This is a genomic window from Saccharothrix sp. NBAS 001 (assembly GCF_056640475.1).
The window spans coordinates 2584624-2602021 of sequence record NZ_CM153251.1 but is presented as its reverse complement, the minus strand read 5'-3'; the positions used below and the strand labels follow the sequence as shown (position 1 = coordinate 2602021).

Annotated in this window: 16 protein-coding genes; 8 read left to right on the top strand and 8 right to left on the bottom strand. The window is 73.6% G+C overall.

Translation table 11 applies throughout. The features are described 5' to 3' along the window. Positions 1-16 precede the first annotated feature (16 nt). A complete protein-coding gene (locus AC0HI0_RS10800; protein WP_480932166.1) occupies positions 17-2278 on the top strand; it encodes an ATP-binding protein in 2262 nt (753 codons plus the stop codon). Positions 2279-2308: 30 nt separating this feature from the next. Here AC0HI0_RS10800 and AC0HI0_RS10795 read toward each other — a convergent pair whose 3' ends face one another. Then, on the bottom strand, positions 2309-2704 hold the full coding sequence (locus AC0HI0_RS10795) for a MarR family winged helix-turn-helix transcriptional regulator (RefSeq protein WP_480932165.1): 396 nt from the start codon (positions 2702-2704) through the stop codon (positions 2309-2311). An 81-nt stretch (positions 2705-2785) separates the two neighbouring features. On the opposite strand from AC0HI0_RS10795, the gene AC0HI0_RS10790 reads away from it, so the two are divergent. The 3 genes from AC0HI0_RS10790 (at position 2786) to AC0HI0_RS10780 (ending at position 5603) form a co-directional block, all read left to right on the top strand. Further along, positions 2786-3868 carry a substrate-binding domain-containing protein gene (locus AC0HI0_RS10790; RefSeq protein ID WP_480932164.1) on the top strand — a complete coding sequence of 361 codons (1083 nt, stop codon included), beginning with the start codon at positions 2786-2788 and terminating at the stop codon, positions 3866-3868. Positions 3869-3951: 83 nt separating this feature from the next. Next, positions 3952-4575, top strand: a complete 624-nt coding sequence (locus AC0HI0_RS10785; protein ID WP_480932163.1) for an AmiS/UreI family transporter — start codon at positions 3952-3954, stop codon at positions 4573-4575. Continuing rightward, complete coding sequence (locus AC0HI0_RS10780) at positions 4575-5603, top strand: aliphatic amidase (protein ID WP_480932162.1); 1029 nt, start codon at positions 4575-4577, stop codon at positions 5601-5603. Before AC0HI0_RS10785 ends, AC0HI0_RS10780 begins: the two co-directional genes overlap by 1 nt. A gap of 92 nt (positions 5604-5695) precedes the next feature. Here the strand turns inward: AC0HI0_RS10780 and AC0HI0_RS10775 are convergent, their stop codons facing one another. Further along, positions 5696-6112 (bottom strand): hypothetical protein, encoded by a 417-nt coding sequence (locus AC0HI0_RS10775; RefSeq protein ID WP_480932161.1) that lies wholly within the window; start codon positions 6110-6112, stop codon positions 5696-5698. Positions 6113-6205: 93 nt separating this feature from the next. On the opposite strand from AC0HI0_RS10775, the gene AC0HI0_RS10770 reads away from it, so the two are divergent. The 3 genes from AC0HI0_RS10770 (at position 6206) to AC0HI0_RS10760 (ending at position 8791) form a co-directional block, all read left to right on the top strand. Beyond that, positions 6206-6703, top strand: a complete 498-nt coding sequence (locus tag AC0HI0_RS10770; RefSeq protein ID WP_480932160.1) for a SigE family RNA polymerase sigma factor — start codon at positions 6206-6208, stop codon at positions 6701-6703. Then, positions 6703-7641 (top strand): hypothetical protein, encoded by a 939-nt coding sequence (locus AC0HI0_RS10765; protein ID WP_480932159.1) that lies wholly within the window; start codon positions 6703-6705, stop codon positions 7639-7641. Before AC0HI0_RS10770 ends, AC0HI0_RS10765 begins: the two co-directional genes overlap by 1 nt. A gap of 124 nt (positions 7642-7765) precedes the next feature. Further along, positions 7766-8791: a sugar ABC transporter substrate-binding protein gene (locus AC0HI0_RS10760; protein WP_480932158.1), complete on the top strand. Its 1026-nt coding sequence runs from the start codon at positions 7766-7768 to the stop codon at positions 8789-8791. Here AC0HI0_RS10760 and AC0HI0_RS10755 read toward each other — a convergent pair. From AC0HI0_RS10755 to AC0HI0_RS10730, 6 genes are all read right to left on the bottom strand, one after another. After that, complete coding sequence (locus AC0HI0_RS10755; protein ID WP_480932157.1) at positions 8781-9755, bottom strand: ankyrin repeat domain-containing protein; 975 nt, start codon at positions 9753-9755, stop codon at positions 8781-8783. The two genes, AC0HI0_RS10760 and AC0HI0_RS10755, sit on opposite strands and share 11 nt — an antisense overlap. 154 nt (positions 9756-9909) lie before the next feature. Beyond that, entirely contained in the window at positions 9910-11898 is a 1989-nt protein-coding gene (locus AC0HI0_RS10750; RefSeq protein ID WP_480932156.1) for an ABC transporter ATP-binding protein, read from the bottom strand. Positions 11899-11900: 2 nt separating this feature from the next. Then, entirely contained in the window at positions 11901-12797 is an 897-nt protein-coding gene (locus AC0HI0_RS10745) for an ABC transporter permease (RefSeq protein ID WP_480932155.1), read from the bottom strand. Further along, complete coding sequence (locus AC0HI0_RS10740; protein WP_480932154.1) at positions 12794-13798, bottom strand: ABC transporter permease; 1005 nt, start codon at positions 13796-13798, stop codon at positions 12794-12796. Before AC0HI0_RS10740 ends, AC0HI0_RS10745 begins: the two co-directional genes overlap by 4 nt. A 4-nt stretch (positions 13799-13802) precedes the next feature. Then, positions 13803-15458 carry an ABC transporter substrate-binding protein gene (locus AC0HI0_RS10735; RefSeq protein WP_480932153.1) on the bottom strand — a complete coding sequence of 552 codons (1656 nt, stop codon included), beginning with the start codon at positions 15456-15458 and terminating at the stop codon, positions 13803-13805. A 55-nt stretch (positions 15459-15513) separates the two neighbouring features. After that, positions 15514-16506 carry an aldo/keto reductase gene (locus tag AC0HI0_RS10730; protein WP_480932152.1) on the bottom strand — a complete coding sequence of 331 codons (993 nt, stop codon included), beginning with the start codon at positions 16504-16506 and terminating at the stop codon, positions 15514-15516. Positions 16507-16721: 215 nt separating this feature from the next. Between AC0HI0_RS10730 and AC0HI0_RS10725 the strand changes: the two genes are divergently transcribed. Beyond that, entirely contained in the window at positions 16722-17276 is a 555-nt protein-coding gene (locus AC0HI0_RS10725) for a MarR family winged helix-turn-helix transcriptional regulator (RefSeq protein ID WP_480932151.1), read from the top strand. The last annotated feature ends 122 nt before the right edge of the window (positions 17277-17398 follow it).

Below are 17398 nucleotides of genomic sequence, written 5' to 3'. Positions count from 1 at the left end.
TGGTACGAATGTCCCCATGGGGGAACAACTGGCCGGCACCCTGCGGCACTACCGCCGGCGCGCCGGGCTCACCCAGGAGCGGCTCGCCGAGCGGTCCGGGGTCTCGATCAGGACGATCCGGGGCATCGAGACCGGCGAGCGCGACAACCCGCAACTGGTCTCGGTCCGGCAGCTGGCCGCCGCGCTCGGCCTGGCACCCGACGAGCGGCACGCGCTGCTGTCCGCCGCGGCGGGCGCGTCGTCCGAGCCGTCGGCGGGTCCGCTGCCCCGCCAACTGCCTCCCGACCTCGTCGGCTTCGTCGGGCGCGCCGACGAGTCGGCCCGGCTCGACGCGCTGCTGTCCGGGGCCGGCGACGAGCCGTTCGCGGTGGTGGTCTCGGCGGTCTCCGGCACGGCGGGGGTCGGCAAGACCGCGTTGGCGGTGCACTGGGCGCACCAGGTGGCGCACCACTTCCCGGACGGGCAGCTCTACGCCGACCTGCGCGGTTTCGACGCGGGCGGCTCGGTGGTGGCGCCCGACGAGGCGCTGCGCGGTTTCCTCGACGCGCTCGGCGCGGCACCGCAGCGCATCCCGACCGGTCTCGACGCCCAGGTCGGCCTCTACCGCAGCCTGGTGGCGGGGCGGCGGCTGCTGGTCGTGCTGGACAACGCGCGCGACGCCGACCAGGTGCGCCCGCTGCTGCCCGGGACCGCCGGCTGCCTGGTGCTGGTCACCAGCCGCAACCAGCTGACGAGCCTGGTGGCCGGCAACAACGCCCACTCGCTCACGCTGGACCTGCTCGGCGCGGCCGAGGCGGAACAGCTGCTGGCCGCCCGGTTGGGCCGGGAGCGGACGGCGGACGAGCCGGCGGAGGTAGCCGAGATCATCGCCCGCTGCGCCGGCCTGCCGCTGGCGTTGGCGGTGGTGGCCGCGCGCGCCGCCACCAGGCCCGCGTTGCCGCTGCGCGCGGTGGTCGCGGAACTGCGCGAGGCCGACGGCGACCTGGACGGCCTGGCCGGCACGGAACCCGGCACCGACGTCCGCTCGGTGCTGTCGTGGTCCTACCGGGCGCTCGACCCTGACGCGGCCCGAGCGTTCGTCCGGCTGGGTCTGGCCCCGGCCGCCGACATCGGTCTCTCCGCCGCCGCGTGCCTCATCGGCGTGCCGGCGGCCGGAGCCCGCGCGCTGCTGCGGAAGCTGGAGGACGGGCACCTGGTCGAGCAGCACCGGCCCGACCGCTTCCGCATGCACGACCTCGTGCACGCCTACGCGGCCGAACTGGCCCGGGACGTCGCGGAAGCCTCCCGCCGCGCCGCGCTGCGCCGGCTGGTCGACATGTACCTGGTCGTCACCGGCCGGGCGCGTGACCTGGTGATGCACAGCCCCCGCATCGCGGAGGTCGTGGACCCGAACTCCGGCGACCCGGATTGGCCCGCCTTCGCCGACGAGACCGCCGCGCTCGACTGGGTGGAGGCCGAGCGCGGCCACCTGGTCGAGACCGTGCGGTGGCTCGCCGCGCACGGCTGGGACGACGACGTCTGGCGGTTGTCCTGGTTGCTCTACGGGTTCTTCCGGACCCGGCAGCGCAAGGCGGACTGGCTGGAGGTCGGCCGGCTCGGCGTGTCCTGCGCGCAGCGGCTCGGCGACCCGGTGGCCCGGTTCCACGCCGCGAACTGCCTGGGCGGTGCGTACCTGGCGGTCGACGACCTGGACCGGGCCCTGACCTCCTACCAGGACGCCCTGGCGGTCTGCCGCCCCGACCAGGACCCGGCCAAGGCGGCGGTGTGCCTGAACAACATCGGCCTCACGTTGGTCAACGGCGGCAACGCCGAGCAGGCGATCCCCTACCTGCGCCGGGCGCTGGCGCACGCCCGCACCGCCGGGAGCGCGGTCGACGTGGCCATGTACTCGCTCAACCTCGGCGACTGCTACCGGATGGCGGGCCGGCACCGGGAAGCCCTCACCCACGGCCGGGTCGCGCGCGAGCTGTTCCACTCGCTGGGCCGGCGCTACCACTGGGCGGTCGCGGTGGGCAACCTCGCCGAAGCCCGGTTCGGCCTGGGCGACCTGGCCGAGGCCGCGGGTCACGCCGAGGAGTCGCAGGCGGAGTTGCGCTCCGTGGACGCCCGGTTCGACGTCGCCAAGAACCTGCTGTTCCTGGGGCAGGTCCGCGCCGCCCAGCACCGGCCCGACCTCGCGCGCCGGGCGTGGGAGGAAGCCCTGGACACCTTCCGGGAACTGGACGACCCCCGGGCCGCCGTCGTGGAGGACCTGCTGCGGCGAGCGCCTGAGCGGTAGTCCGGCCACCGCGCGGCCGCGGGTGCCCGGTCAGCTCTCGGCGAGGCGGTGCAGCAGTTCGAGCACGGTCGCGTCCGACTGGCCGAGCAGGTCGCGCTCGACCTCCGCCACCTTCACCGCCAGCCGCTTGTGCTGCGCCCGGCCGCGCGGGCTCAGGTAGACGCGCACCCGACGCCGGTCCTCCGGGTCGACCTCGCGGTAGACCGCCGCGGTGCTGACCAGCTTGTCCACCACCCTGGTCACGGTGGGGCCGCTGGCCGGGGTGCGCGCGGTCAGCTCCGTCATGGTCAGGTTGGGCTCCTCGGCCAGCGCCGCGAGCACCAGCCACTGGTCGAGGGTGAGGCCCTCGGGGCGCAGCACCTGCTCGACGTGGCCGGTCACCGTGCGGACCGCCCTGGTGAGCGCTCTGGTCAGCGGCTCGCCCACGGACCCTCCCTCTTGCGGAACTTGCCACCGATTGTAAGACTTCCAGGTGAAAGTAATAGCCCAGGGTCGAGAGTTGTCCGGATGGCAGGAGTCGCCTCGCGAGCCCGCGCCGACTGGCGCGTCGCCCTGGTGATCCCCCTCCAGGGTCCGGCCGGTCTGTTCGGACCGTCCTGCGAGGCGATCGCCGACCTGGCCGCGCGCGAACTCAACGCCGAGGGCGGCCTGCTCGGCCGCGAGGTCTCGGTCGAGGTGGTCGACGGCGGCGACGCGCCCGATCGGGTGGCCTCGCGGGTGCGGGACCTCGTCGGCACCGGCCGGGTGGACGCGGTCAGCGGCTGGCACATCTCCTCGGTGCGCAACGCGGTCGCGCCGGTCGTGGCGGGGCGGGTGCCCTACATCTACACCTCGCTCTACGAGGGCGGCGAACGCCGGCCGGGCATCTTCTGCTGCGGCGAGACGCCCCGGCTGCAACTCGCGCCGGCGCTGGAGTGGTTGCGGGACAACGTGGGCGCGCGGAACTGGTTCGTGGTCGGCGACGACTACGTGTGGCCGCACACCTCCGCCGCGGCGGTGCGCCGGTACGCGCACGAACTCGACCTGCGGATCGCGGGCGAGGCGTTCGTGCGGCTGGGCACCGGCGACATGAGCCGGGTGATCGCGCAGGTGGAGCGGTCGCCGTGCGACGGCGTGCTGATGCTGCTGGTGGGCCAGGACGCGGTCGAGTTCAACCGGCGCTTCGCCGCGCGCGGCCTGCACGAGCGGCTGGTCCGGTTCAGCCCGCTGATGGAGGAGAACATGCTGCTGGCCAGCGGGTGCGACGCGACGCGCAACCTGTTCGTGTCGGCGGCGTACTTCCGGTCCATGGTGAACGCCGACGCGATGGACCTGCTCGGCCGCTACGTCGGCCTGCACGGCCCGACCGCGCCGGCCCTGAACAACGCGGCGGAGTCCTGCTACGAGGGGCTGCGCACGCTGGCGAGCCTGGTGCGGCGGGCGGGCACGGCCGGCCTGCCGGAGTTGAACGCCGCGATCGACGGCGTCGCCTACCACGGTCCACGCGGGACGGTCGAGTTCCACGGGCCGCAGGCCGAGCAGTACGTGCACCTGGCCGTCGCGGACGGCTACGACTTCGACGTGATCACCCGGCTGCACCCCGGCCGCTGAAACCCGAGGGCCCCTTGACGGGCTTCGCACGGCCATTTACCTTCACTTGAAAATATTACAAGTGGTGCTAATAGGGAGGCGCGATGGGCGACGTCGGCCTGCTCTACGTCGGTGCCGTGCTGCTGCTCAACGGTCTGGTGCTGCTCGGCCGGGTGCCCGCCCGCGCCGCCGCGCCGCTGAACCTGTTCGTCGGCGCGCTGCAGTGCGTCACCCCGACCGTGCTGATCATCCAGGCGGGCGGGAACGCGGACGCGGTGCTCGCCGCGTCCGGGCTCTACCTGTTCGGCTTCACCTACCTCTACGTGGGCATCGGCACCCTGGCCGGTCTCGAACCCGAGGGCATCGGCTGGTTCTCGCTGTTCGTGGCGGGCGCGGCGGTGGTGTACGCCGGGATCTCCCTGCTGCGCAACGGGGATCCGGTGTTCGCCGTCATCTGGCTGGCGTGGGCCCTGCTGTGGGCGTTGTTCTTCCTGGTGTTCGGTCTCGGCCGGGAGCGGCTGACCCGGTTCACCGGGTGGGTGGTGGTGCTGCTGAGCCAGCCGACCTGCACGCTGCCCGCGTTCCTCGCGATGACCGGTTCGCTGCGCTCGGACACCGGCACCGGAGTGCTCGCGGCCGTGCTCGCCGCGGCGCTGGTGGCGCTGGCCGCCGTGCTCGCGTCGCGCGCGTCGATCCTCCCCCAACCCGTTCTAGCCAAGGAGAGCTGATGCGACACGGTGACATCTCCGCCAGTCCCGACACCGTCGGCGTCGCGGTGGTGAACTACAAGATGCCCCGGCTGCACACCAGGGCCGAGGTGCTGGACAACGCGCGCAAGATCGCGGACATGGTGGTGGGCATGAAGACCGGCCTGCCCGGCATGGACCTGGTGGTGTTCCCGGAGTACTCGACCCAGGGCATCATGTACGACCCGGGCGAGATGTTCGAGACCGCCGCGTCCGTGCCCGGCGAGGAGACCGACATCTTCGCCGAGGCGTGCCGCCGAGCCGACACCTGGGGCGTCTTCTCCATCACCGGCGAGCGCCACGAGGACCACCCGCACAAGCCGCCGTACAACACCCTGGTGCTGATCAACAGCGCGGGCGAGATCGTGCAGAAGTACCGCAAGATCCTGCCGTGGTGCCCGATCGAAGGCTGGTACCCCGGCGACACCACCTACGTCACGGACGGCCCGAAGGGGCTCAAGGTCTCGCTGATCATCTGCGACGACGGGAACTACCCGGAGATCTGGCGGGACTGCGCGATGAAGGGCGCGGAACTCGTCGTGCGCTGCCAGGGCTACATGTACCCGGCCAAGGACCAGCAGGTGCTGATGGCCAAGGCCATGGCGTGGGCCAACAACTGCTACGTGGCGGTGGCCAACGCCGCCGGGTTCGACGGCGTGTACTCGTACTTCGGCCACTCGGCGATCATCGGCTTCGACGGCCGCACCCTCGGTGAGACCGGCGAGGAGGAGTACGGTATCCAGTACGCCCAGCTGTCGGTGTCCGCGATCCGCGACGCGCGCCACTTCGACCAGTCGCAGAACCACCTGTTCAAGCTCCTGCACCGGGGCTACACCGGCGTGCACGCCGCGGGCGACGGAGACAAGGGCGTCGCGGACTGCCCGTTCGACTTCTACAAGACCTGGGTCAACGACGCCACCAAGGCCCAGGAGAACGTCGAGGCGATCACCCGCGACACCGTGGGCGTGACCGACTGCCCGGTCGGCGACCTGCCCACCGCGACCACCTGACCCCTGTCCGCGCCGGGCCCGGCCGTCCACTTCGGACCGCCGGGCCCGCCGCGTCGGCCCCGTCCCCCGCAGGCCCCGTCCCCGCCGCCCGGTCACGCCAGGTCCCCGGCGGTGCGCCACATCGCGGCCCGCCAGTCCTCGGCGCGCCACGGCCGGGCACGCCCGCGCCCCGCCTTGCGGTGCAGCCACATCACCACGGCGGTCCACTGCGCCAGCGGCGCACCCGGCAGGCCCACCGCGTCCAGCGCCAGTTCCAGCACGTCGACCAGTGCCAGGCGCTCCCACCAGGACCGCTCGCCGCGCACCGGCCACAGCGCCACCACCACCGCGCGCACCAGAAGGCACACCACACCGAACTGCGCCAGCAGCAACTGCCAGCACACCACCGCGCACAGGTCCCACCGCCGCAGTACCCAGAGGTCGCACACCCACGCCGCCAGGTGTGCCGACCGACCAGAGTTCGCCATGATCACGACGGTGCCGCCGAGCGGCCCCGGCCAGTAGGTCACGTGACGCACAACGAGCGCATTCACCCGGACACCGATGCAACCACCCGGGGCACATCGGCGTAGAAGGTCCGACCGGACTGAGGGGACGAGGGGATGCGACGGGACGACGAGTTCTCCCGGTTCTTCGCGAGCCGCTTCGACCAGACCCGTCGCACGGCGAACGCCCTGTGCGGCGACTGGGTCGAGGCAGAGGAGATCGCGCAGCTGGCGTTCGTGCGGGTGTACGCGCGCTGGCCGGGGATCAGGCAGGACAGCGCCGACGCCTACCTGCGGACCGTGCTGACGAGGGTGTTCCTGGACTCCCGGCGGCGCGGTCGGCGCAGGGAGGAGGTCGTGGCGGCACCACCGGAGGGCTCCGTGCCACCGGACACCTCGTCGGCGGAGGACCGCCCGCCGCTGCTGGCCGCGCTCCAGCGGGTGCCGGCGCGGCAACGGGCCGTGCTGGTGCTGCGGTACCTGCACGACCTGTCGGTCGAGCAGGTGGCCGAGGCGATGAACTGCTCGACCGGCACCGTCAAGAGCCAGGCGGCGCGCGGGCTGGAGACGCTGCGCAACGCCTACCACGGGGCCACGACCCCAGGAGGTGCGTGATGTGGGACGACGAGGAGAGCCTGGGCAGGGCACTGCGGGCCGAGGTCGACGGCCCCGCACCCGGCGTGCGCACCGACCTGGCCGACGTGCTGCGCCGGGGTCGGCGTCGGGTGCTCGTGCGCCGCGCGGGGACGGTGGCGGGGGTGCTCGCCGTGGTCGGGGTGGTGGGCGGCACGGTGGCGCTGGGCGGTCTGGCCGCGCGGCCCGCCGAACCGGGCGGCGGCGGTCCGGCCGTGACCACGACCGGCCCGCCGCCGCCGTGGACGACGCTGGACGTGCCCGCGCGGCAGCCGTACGGCACGTTCAGCCCGGCGAACAGCGCCTCGCCGCCACCGGACCGGCAGGTCCGGCCGGTGCCGCTGTGCGGGATCGACCGGCCGGAGACGGAGGTCGCGTGGCAGTACCCCGCGCCGGTGCCGGCCGTGCAGACCGCCTGGTCGGCCGCCGTGGGCGAGGCCGCCGCGCCCGGCCGGGCGAGCGCGGTGCGCGCGCACGTGTTCCCGGCGAACCAGGCGAAGGTCCCCCCGACGGCGGAGGGCCACAACCGGTGGATCGACGTGACCGACGACCTCGGCACCGGCAGCGTGTGGCTGGACCGGGCCACGGCGACCGTCGCACCGCGGGCCGCCGCCGACGCCGACCTGTGGTCGGAGGGCAACTGCGCGCCGCCGCGCCGGATGGTCCGGCCGAACGGGGTGGTGCTCCAACTGTTCCCGCTGCGACCGGCCGAGCCGTTCCAGACGCTGGTGCAGGTGCTGCGGGTGTACGGGCCGTCCGGCGAGGTGTACTCGATCAAGCAGTACAACTTCGGGAGCGACGACTTCCGCGTGAGCGAGGACGGCCGGGCCTTCGACCGGACCGGCGCGGGCCGCGAGACCCTGCCGCTGTCGGAGGACGGGCTGACCGCGATCGGCGTGGCGGTGGCCGACGCGTTGTGACCGGCCACCCGGTCCGGGCACGGCCGGGACGACACCTGCGACAGAGCGTGTCCGCGCTGGGCCAAGTCGGGCAACCCGATGCCGGAACGCACTGACGTGCGCGCGGGTGCGGCACGATCACCGCGTGTCCACAGTCGATGCGCACGAGCCCGACGGGGTGCCGTCGGGCGGGCAGCACGCGTCCGGGTCCGGGACGGTCGTCCAGGCCGGGCGGGACGTGGTGCTGACCGTCGAGCAGCACGTCCACCCGGCGGGCTGGTCGGCGTCGACGTCGCGGCGTCGGCGGCGGGCGCGGCAGGCGTTCCTGGTCACGTCCGCGTTCCACCAGAAGTACTGGCTGGCGGAGTTGGTGCGGCGGCTGCACCGCACGCTCGACCGCGCCGGCATCGACCTGGTGCTCAAGCTGCCCGACCGGGACTTCGACGCGGCCGCCCAGGCGCACCTGCTGCGCCGGGTCCTGGCGGCGCGCGCGGACTACGTCGGCGGGTTCGTGGTGGCCACCGAAATCGACCGGCCGGGGACGGGCCTGGCCGAGTTCTGCGCGGAGCTGGGGCGGCCGGTGGTGTTCACCGACGTCGAGCCGTTCGGCTCGGACCACCACTACCCCGCCAACGCGGTGTTCGTCGGCTACTCCAGCGCCGAACTCGGCGCGCTCGCGGGCCACCGGCTCGCCGCCCACCTCGCGCGCGTCCGGCGGCCGCGCGTGCTGGTCGCCGCCGGCCGGGCGCACCCGGACCGGCAGGACCGCTGCGCGCTGGTGCTGCGGGAGTCGCTGCCGGACGTGGAGATCACCGTCGAGGACGGTTGCGCGTTCGACCGACTCCGCGCGTACGAGACCGTGCGCGCCCACCTCCGCACCGGACCCCGGTTCGACGCGGTGTTCTGCACCAACGACGAAATGGCGCTCGGCGCGGTCGACGCGCTGCGCACCGCCGACGCCGCCGACACGGTGGTGGTGGGCGTGGACGGGACGCCGGAGGCGCGGGCCCTGATCGACAGCGGCACCGGTCCGTTGCGCGCCACCGTGGTCCAGGACGCCCACCACCTCGCCGAATCCACCGTCCACGCCCTCGAACGCATGCGGGAGAGGCGCGACACCCCCAAGCGCACCTTCCTGCGGGCCGAGGTGTACCCGACCGTCAGGCCCTGAGCAGGTCCGCGACCTCGTCGTCACCGCACCACTGCACGGCCGTCCGGTGGCGCACGGGATCGCGCAGGTCCGGGTCCGCGCCGTGCCGCAGGAGCCGGCGCACGCTCGCCAGGCGGCGGTTCCCGGCGGCCACGTGCAGCGGCAGGCGTCCCCACCGGGCGTCCGGTTCGTTCACCGGCGTCCCGGCGGCGACCAGCGCGTCCAGCACGTCGAGCCGCTCGTGGTCGGCGGCGAACACCAGCGCCCGCAGCCTGCTCTGCCGGTCGGCCCGCACCGGGTCCCACCCGGCCAGGTCGCCCGCGGCGGCGGCCATCTCCAGGCTGTCCGGCCGCGCTCCGGCGGCCACCAGCACGTCCACCACCTCGGTCATGCCGAACACGGCGGCGTGCTCCAGCGCCGTGCCGCCGGGCACCCCGCCGGAGTCCGGCGCGGACACCGCGTCCACGTCGGCCCCGGCGTCGAGCAGCACGCGGGCCACCTCGGCGTCGCCGTAGCTCGCGGCGGTGATCAGCGGGGTCTCCGGGTCGCCGGGGTGGCCGTCGACGGGCGCGCCGGCGGCGATCAGCGCCCGCGCGAGCGCGCCCACCCCGGTCAGGTCGGGTCTGCCCCGGTCGAACCGGAGCATGGCCAGGTAGCCGAGCGGGTCCGCGCCCAGCCGGTGGTCACGCCACCGGCTCAGCCGCGTGGTGGCGGCCTCGGGGTGCTCGGCGAGCAGCGCGGACAGCCTGGCCACGTCGAGGCTGTCGAGCACCACGCGCCGCTCGACCTCGGCCTTGAGCGCGGCCCAGCCGGGGAAACCGTGCTCACGCGCCAGCGCGAGGTGGGCGGTGGCCAGGGTGACCCGGTCGGAGACCGCGCGCAGCCGTGCGGTCGCCGCCGGGTCGCCGGCGCGGGCGGCGCGCAGCAGGTCCTTGGCCTGGCGGCGCAACTGGTCGAGGTCCGGGTACGGCGGCAGGTCTGCCATGACGCCTCCTGCACGGCCTCGGGGTCCGCGTCCGGGCCGATGGGAGCGTCGGCGGGCCGGTCGGTGCGTGCGGAGGTGGACTCCGTCCTGCCCGCGGACCCGGCGGCACCCTCCAGCGCCGGGTCCGAGCCTAAACCCCCGGGCCGCCCGGCGGTCAGTCCACCCAGTGGCACGCCACCCGGTGCCCCGGCCGGACCTCGCGGACCACCGGGACCTCGGTGGCGCAGCGGGTCTCCCGGCGGACCGGGCACCGGGTGTGGAACGGGCAGCCCGGCGGCGGCGCGGTCGGGCTGGGCAGGTCGCCGGTCAGGATGATCCGCTCCCGGCGGGCCTCGGCCGCCGGGTCGGGCAGCGGCACGGCGGACATCAGCGACCGGGTGTAGGGGTGCAGCGGTTCGCGGTACAGCCGCGTCGACTCCGCCTCCTCCACCAGCCGGCCCAGGTACATCACGCCGACCGTGTCGCTCAGGTGCCGCACCACGGCCAGGTCGTGCGCGATGACCAGGGTGGTCAGCGACAGCGACCGCTTCACGTCCTCCAGCAGGTTCACGATCTGCGCCTGCACCGAGACGTCCAGCGCGGACACCGGCTCGTCGGCGATCACCAGGTCCGGTTCGAGGATGATGGCCCGCGCGATGCCCACCCGCTGCCGCTGCCCGCCGGAGAACTCGTGCGGGTAGCGGTGTTCGGCCGAGCGCGGCAGGCCGACCCGGTCGAGCGCGAGCAACACCTTGTCGTGCCACGCTTTGCGCCCGCCGGGGACCCGGTGCGCCCGCAGCGGCTGTTCGAGGATGCCGCCGACGGTCTGCCGCGCGTTCAGGCTCGCCATCGGGTCCTGGAAGACCATCTGCATCCGCCGCCGCAGCGGGCGCAGCGCGCGCTCCCCCACCGCCGCCAGGTCGGTCCCGTCGAACACCACCCGGCCGCCCGCGACCGGTTCCAGCCGCAGCACCGCGCGGCCCAGGCTGGACTTGCCGCAGCCCGATTCGCCGACCAGCCCGTAGGTCCCGCCGCGCGGCAGGTCGAGGCTGACCCCGTCGACCGCGCGCACGTACTCGGCCGGCCGGTTGGTGATCGCGGTCCGCCGCGCCGGGTAGCGCACCTGGAGGTCCTCGATGCGCACCAGCACCTCGGCCGCGGCCGGCACCGGGTCGGCCGCCGGGCGGTCCACCGGGTGCGTCAGGACCGCCGGCCGGTCGCCGGGGTGCACGCACCGCGCGCCGTGGCCGACCTCGTCCACGACCAGGGGCAGGTCGGCGACCAGGCACGCGGCGTCGGCGAACGCGCAGCGCGACGCGAACGAGCAGCCCTCGTCCCACGGCAGCCGGTCGAACGGCGAGCCGTCGACCGGGGTCAGCCGGGTGCCGCGCGGGGTGTCCAGGGTCGGGATGGACGCGAGCAGCCCCCGGGTGTAGCGGTGGCGCGGCCGGGCGAACAGCTCGGCGGTGGGCGCGGTCTCCACGACCCGCCCGCCGTACATCACCTCGACCCGGTCGGCGAGACCGGCGACCACGCCCAGGTCGTGCGTGATCATCAGCAGCGCCGCGCCCCGGCCGCGCGCGACCCGGGCCAGCAGGTCGAGCACCTGGGCCTGGATGGTGACGTCCAGCGCGGTGGTCGGCTCGTCGGCGATCAGCAGCCTGGGCTCGCAGGCCAGCGCGATCGCGATCATCACCCGCTGCCGCATCCCGCCGGAGAGCTGGTGCGGGTACTGGCGCAGCCGGCGCGCCGCGTCCGGGATGCCGACCTCGTCCAGCAGCCCGGCGGCCCGCTCCCGCGCGGCGGCCTTGGTCAGGTCGGTGTGCCGCAGCAGCACCTCGGTGATCTGCACGCCGATCGGCACGACGGGGTTCAGCGAGGTCATCGGGTCCTGGAACACCATGGCGATGTCCCGGCCGCGCCGCTGCTCCAGTTCGCGCCCGGTCAGCGGCACGCCGTCGAACCGGATGCTCCCGGCCACCGTCGCGGTGCGCGGCAGCAGGCCGAGCACAGCCAGCGCGGTGGCGGACTTGCCGCAGCCGGACTCGCCGACCACCGCGACCACCTCCCCCGCGCCGACGTCGAAGCCGACGCCGTCCACGGCGGGCGGACCGGTCGGGCCGAACCGCACCCGCAGGTCCCGGATCTCCAACAAGTTCGGCACGGTCACCTCGTCGTGTTCTTGGGGTCGAGGACCTCGCGCAGCGCCTCGCCGATCAGCGTGAATCCCAGCGCGGTCACGGCGATGCACACGCCGGGCAGCAGCGCCAGGTGCGGCGCGGTCTCCAGCCGCGCCTGGGCCTTGACCAGCATCCGGCCCCACTCGGCCACGGTCGGGTCGGCCTGGCCCAGGCCGAGGAAGGACAGCGCGGCCACCTCGATGGTCGCGGTCGCCAGCACCAGCGTGGCCTGCACGATCACCGGCCCGACCGAGTTGGGCAGCATCTCGGCGAGCACGATCCGGCGGCGGGACAGGCCCACCGACCGGGCCGCGAGCACGTAGTCCCGCCCGCGCTGGGCGAGCATCGAGCCGCGCAGCAGCCGGGCGAAGACGGGCACCTGCGCCGCCGCGATGGCGATCATCACGGCGAGCGGGCTGCGGCCCATCACCGCCGCCACGCTCACCGCGAGCAGCAGCGCCGGGATGGACAGCAGCACGTCGGTCACCCGCATCGCGACGGTGTCCACCCAGCCGCCCAGCCCGCCCGCGAGCAGGCCGAGCGCCGAACCGACCAGCAGGCCGAGCGCGGTCGCCGTGACGCCGATGGTCAGCGACTGCCGCGCGCCGTGGACGAGCTGGGTGAACAGGTCGGAGCCGAAGCTGTCCAGGCCCAGCAGGTGGTCGGGCCCGGGGCCGGGCACCGACGACGGCGTGATCAGCCCGGCCCACTCGGCGCTGCCCGGCTGGTAGGGGGTGAGCAGCGGGGCGAGCACGGCGACCGCGACGAACAGCGCCACGATCACCGCCCCGACCACCGCCGCCTTGTTCCGGACCAGCCGGCGCAGCGCGCTGCGGGCGGTGCCCGCCGAGGTGCCCGCCGACGCGGTCGAGGACGCGGTCATTGCAGCCTCGCTCTGGGGTCGATGATCGAGTACGAGACGTCGACCAGCAGGTTGACCACCGCGTAGATGACCGCGATGAACAGGATGAAGCCCTGGAGCACGGGGTAGTCGAGGTGGTTGATCGCGGTGAACAGGAATTCGCCGATCCCGTTGAGCGCGAACACCGTCTCGGTCAGCACCGCGCCCGCGAGCAGCGCCCCGGCCTGCAGGCCGATGGTGGTGGACACCGGCAGCATCGCGTTGCGCAGCACGTGCCGCCGCCGGATCACCCCCCGGGCCAGCCCCTTCGCCCGTGCGGTGCGGATGAAGTCCTCGTCGAGCACCTCCAGCACGGCCGCCCGGGTGATCCGGACGATGATCGCCAGCGGGATCGCGCCCAGCGCGAGCGCGGGCAGCACCAGGTGCAGCACCGCGTCCCAGGCCGCGTCCCACTCCCCCGTCAGCACGCCGTCGAGCACGAACAGGCCGGTCGGGTGGGTGGCGTCGAGCCGGACGTCCTGCCGCCCGGCGCTGGGCAGCCACCCGAGCTTGATGGCGAACACCCACTTGAGCAGGTAGGCCAGGAAGAACACCGGGACCACGACGCCGAGCAGCGAGGTGCCGACCGAGAGGTGGTCGAGCACGCTGCCCCGCCGGCGCGCGGCCAGGTAGCCCAGCGGGATGCCGAGCGCGATCGCGAACCCCAGCCCGGCGACCGCCAGCTCGACGGTCGCCGGGAACCGCTCCAGGAACCCGGCGGCCACGTCCTGGCCGGTGCGGATGGACGCGCCGAAGTCGCCGCGCACCAACCGGCCGAGGAACAGCGCGTACTGCCGGGGGATCGACTGGTCGAACCCGTAGAGCCGGTTGACCTGGTCGATGCCCTCCTGGGTGGCCCGCTCGCCGAGCAGTGCCCGCGCCGGGTCGCCGGGCAGCAGCCGCACCCAGACGAACAGCAGGACGCTCAGGCCGAACAGCACCGGCACGACCAGGGCGAGCCGCCGGGCGATGAACGCGATCACGTCGTCAGCCGCTCACCTGGACGGTGTTCCACACCTCGGCGGCCAGCGGGCTGGTCACGTAGCCCGAGACCTTCGGCGCGACCGCGAGCGAGGGCACCGGGTGCGCGACCGGGATGCCCGGCAGCAGCGCCATCACGTCCCGGTTGACCTGCGCGTAGGCGGTGCCCTGCTCGGTGAGGTTGCGCGCGCCGCGCGCGGCGGCGACCGAGGCGAACAGCTTCGCGTCGTCGAAGCCCCACTCGACGGTCTTGCGGCCGAAGAAGATGCCCAGGAACGTGTCGGCGCTGTTCATGATCCCGGTGCCGCCCAACAGGTACAGGCCGTGGCCGGGGTCGGACTTGATCCGCTGGAGGTACTCCGGGCTCCACTTCTCCGGCACGCCCTCGACCTTGAGCCCGACCGCCTCCAGCTGGGACCGGATGGCCACGAACGTGTCCTCCGGGCTGGGCATGTACGGCCGGGAGGTGCCGGTCGGGTAGTTGAACTTCACGGTCTTGCCGGTCGCGCCCGCCTCGGCCAGCAGCGCCTTGGCCTTGGCCGGGTCGTGGTCGTAGGCGGGCACGCCGTCGGCCGCGTGGCCGTTGACGGCGGGCGGGATGAACTGGTTCGCGACCTTGGTGCCGGCGGGCAGGGTCTGGGTGGTGATCGCCTGCTTGTCCAGCGCGTAGGCGATGGCCTGGCGCACCTTGAGGTCGGCCAGCAGCGGGTCGGCCTGGTTGAGGCCCAGGTACAGCACGTTGAACGGCTCGCGCGGCAGGACCTGGAACTTCGCCTCCGCCAGCTTGCCGACGTCGCCGGGCGCGACCAGGTCGTAGCCGTCGATCTCGCCGCTCTGCAACGCCTGCAGCCGCGCGGTGCCGTCCGGGATGATCCGCAGGATCACCTTGTCGACCTTGGCCTTCTCGCCCCAGTAGCCGGGGTTGGCCTTGAGGGTGACCCGCTGGCCCTTCTCCCAGGACTCGAACACGAACGGACCGGTGCCGGTCGGGTGCGCGGTGGAGTACTCGTTGCGCCGCACGTCGCCGCCCTGGCCGGGCTCGTCGGCCTTGAACCGGTTGAGCGCGGCGGGGCTCTGCATGGCGAACGAGGAAATGGCCAGCGCCGGGATGAAGCTGCCGTAGGGCCGGGTCAGGGTGATGGTGGCGGAGTCCTGGCCGGTCTGGCAGCCCCGGTAGAGGCCGTTGGTCAGCGACGGGTTGTCGCTGGTCTTGAACCCGGCGAAGACCAGTTGGTAGAGGTTGCTGATGTTCTCCGCCTGGAGCGGGCCGGTCCAGTTGTGCCAGCGCTCGAAGTTGAAGCACACCGCGTCGGCGTCGAACGGGGTCCCGTCGGAGAACTGGACGCCCTTGCGCAGCTGGAAGGTGTAGGTCAGGCCGTCGTCGCTCTGGGTCCACGAGGTGGCCAGGCCGGGCGCGGGTTCGGCGGTGCCCGGCTTGACCGTGACCAGGCCCTCGAAGATCTGGTTGGCGACCCGCGTGCTCTCGCCGTCGCTGATGAACGCCGGGTCGAGCGCGACGGGGTCGGACGCGGCGGCGAACACGAACGTGCCGGACGGTCCGCCGCCGGCGGCGCCCTTGTCGCGTTCGCTGGCGCACGACGTGACCGCCAGCGCGGCCACGGCGGCCACGGCGATCAGTCTTCGGGTGGTGGTTGGGCTCACGGGTCGTGCCTTTCTCCGGAAGGGTGGATCCCCTGGTCGTCCCCCAGTGGTGTGGTCAGCCGACGGCGGGTTGGCCGTCGAGCTGACCGACGGTGAGTTCGTCCGGGTTCTGCGGGAGGTCCGCGACGGCGGCCCGGATGCCGTCGGTGCCGACGCGGGCGAGCAGGTCGAGCGCACCGAGGTTGGCCTGGAGCTGGGCGGTGCTGCTCGTGCCGAACAGGACCGACGCGGTGCGCGGGTGGCTGAGCACGAACGCGATGGCCAGCTGCGCGGCGGTCGCCCCCAGCGATTCGGCGCGCTCGGCGAACAGCTCGCCGACGTGCTCGGCGTGCCGGGTCATGCCCGACGGTCCGAGCGGGCGTTCGCTGCGCTCGGCGCGGCGTCCGGCGAGCACGCCGACCGCGAGCACGTTGGTCGGCTGGAACACCAGGTCCCAGCGTCGCACGACCTCGGCGAGGACCGGGTCCTCGGCCATCTTGCGGGCGATCGCCGAGTAGGGCAGCTGGAGCACGCTGGGCCGGGGCAGGCCCTCGGCGTCGGCGTAGGCGCACGCCTGGTCGACCTCGGCCGGGGTGGCGTGGTTGATGCCCCAGTACCGGGTGAGGCCCGCCTCGACCAGGTCGGCCATCTCCCGCACGATCGCGGGCATGTCGACCGGGGTGTCGAAGTAGTAGGCGGTGTCGGGGTTGTAGATGACGCAGTCCGCGGCGTCCACACCGGACCGGGGCAGCGAGGCGGCGAGCTGGTCGCGGAAGGACGGTCGCGGGCCGCCGTACCAGAGCTTCTGGGTGTGGAAGTAGTCGTCGCGGGCGATGCCGGCGTCCTCCCGCGCGGCGGCGAACCGCAGGTCGGTCTCGGACACCGGGGCGTCCGGGCGGGCGGCGGAGGTGTAGTGGCCGACGTCGAACCAGGTGATGCCCGCGGCGCGGGCGGCGCGCAGGAGTTCGACGATCTCGTCGTGCGGCATCCGGTCGTAGGTGTGGTACGAGCCGATGCTCAGGGCGGACACCTTCGGGCCGTTGGTGCCCAGGGAGTGGTACCTCATCATGCGGCGGATCTCCGTGCTCTCGCGGTGGTGGCAACCGACGCGTCGACGGCTCTCGGGTCGACGGGGTGTGTCGCAACAGGCTCCGAGGCCGGTCCAGATTTGTCAATATGTTGACGGTCAATTTGTTGACGTTTACGGTGGTGGTTGAATGCCACCACCCCGTCCCGGTGCCGCACGGCGTCGGGCGCCCCTCCGACACGAGCTGGGTCGAGCCATTGCCGAGTGACGAACTGCCGAACGCGCGGGCCGTGCGGGACACCACGATGTGGTCGCTGATCGACGAGGCCGTCTCGGTCGTGCCCGCCCGCGTCGACGGCATCGACGACGAGGCCATGCGACTGTGCATGACCTTGCGCTGCGCCACGGACGTGGTCTTCTACGACCTGTACCGGACGCTGCGACAGGTCGACTCGGTCGCCGCCCCGTCGCTCAAGCTGCTGCTGATCCTGTTCATGTACGGCGAACTGGAGACCCGCGACCTGACCCGGCTGGCCGGGATGAGCCGCGCGGCGACCTCGGCGCTGCTGGACAAGATGGCCACCCAGGACCTGATCGACCGGGTGGAGTCCACCCGCGACCGGCGGACCCAGGTGGTGACCCTGTCGGAGACGGGCCGCGCGGAGTTCGTCGACGCGTTCACCGTCTACAACGAACGCGAGCGCTACTGGGCGGAGACGCTCACCGCCGACGAACGCCACCAACTCGTCGGCCTGCTCGGCAAGCTCGTCAACGCCCGCCTGGACGACGGCAACCTCCGCCGCCGCCAGTGACGGTCGGAGGGGGTCCGGCGCGCTGACGGTCTCCGGTCTGGAACCGTCCACACCGCCCGTCGAGCACACGCCGGACCGCGTCCACCACGATCGCCGTCCCGCGCCCGAACGTCCGAAAAGGA

Bases quoted from the DNA above. Each gene is read 5' to 3' on its own strand.
- AC0HI0_RS10800 (WP_480932166.1), top strand. From the start codon at position 17: ATGGGGGAACAACTGGCCGGCACCCTGCGGCACTACCGCCGGCGCGCC.
- AC0HI0_RS10790 (WP_480932164.1), top strand. From the start codon at position 2,786: ATGGCAGGAGTCGCCTCGCGAGCCCGCGCCGACTGGCGCGTCGCCCTG.
- AC0HI0_RS10785 (WP_480932163.1), top strand. From the start codon at position 3,952: ATGGGCGACGTCGGCCTGCTCTACGTCGGTGCCGTGCTGCTGCTCAAC.
- AC0HI0_RS10780 (WP_480932162.1), top strand. From the start codon at position 4,575: ATGCGACACGGTGACATCTCCGCCAGTCCCGACACCGTCGGCGTCGCG.
- AC0HI0_RS10770 (WP_480932160.1), top strand. From the start codon at position 6,206: ATGCGACGGGACGACGAGTTCTCCCGGTTCTTCGCGAGCCGCTTCGAC.
- AC0HI0_RS10765 (WP_480932159.1), top strand. From the start codon at position 6,703: ATGTGGGACGACGAGGAGAGCCTGGGCAGGGCACTGCGGGCCGAGGTC.
- AC0HI0_RS10755 (WP_480932157.1), bottom strand. From the start codon at position 9,755: ATGGCAGACCTGCCGCCGTACCCGGACCTCGACCAGTTGCGCCGCCAG.
- AC0HI0_RS10745 (WP_480932155.1), bottom strand. From the start codon at position 12,797: ATGACCGCGTCCTCGACCGCGTCGGCGGGCACCTCGGCGGGCACCGCC.
- AC0HI0_RS10730 (WP_480932152.1), bottom strand. From the start codon at position 16,506: ATGATGAGGTACCACTCCCTGGGCACCAACGGCCCGAAGGTGTCCGCC.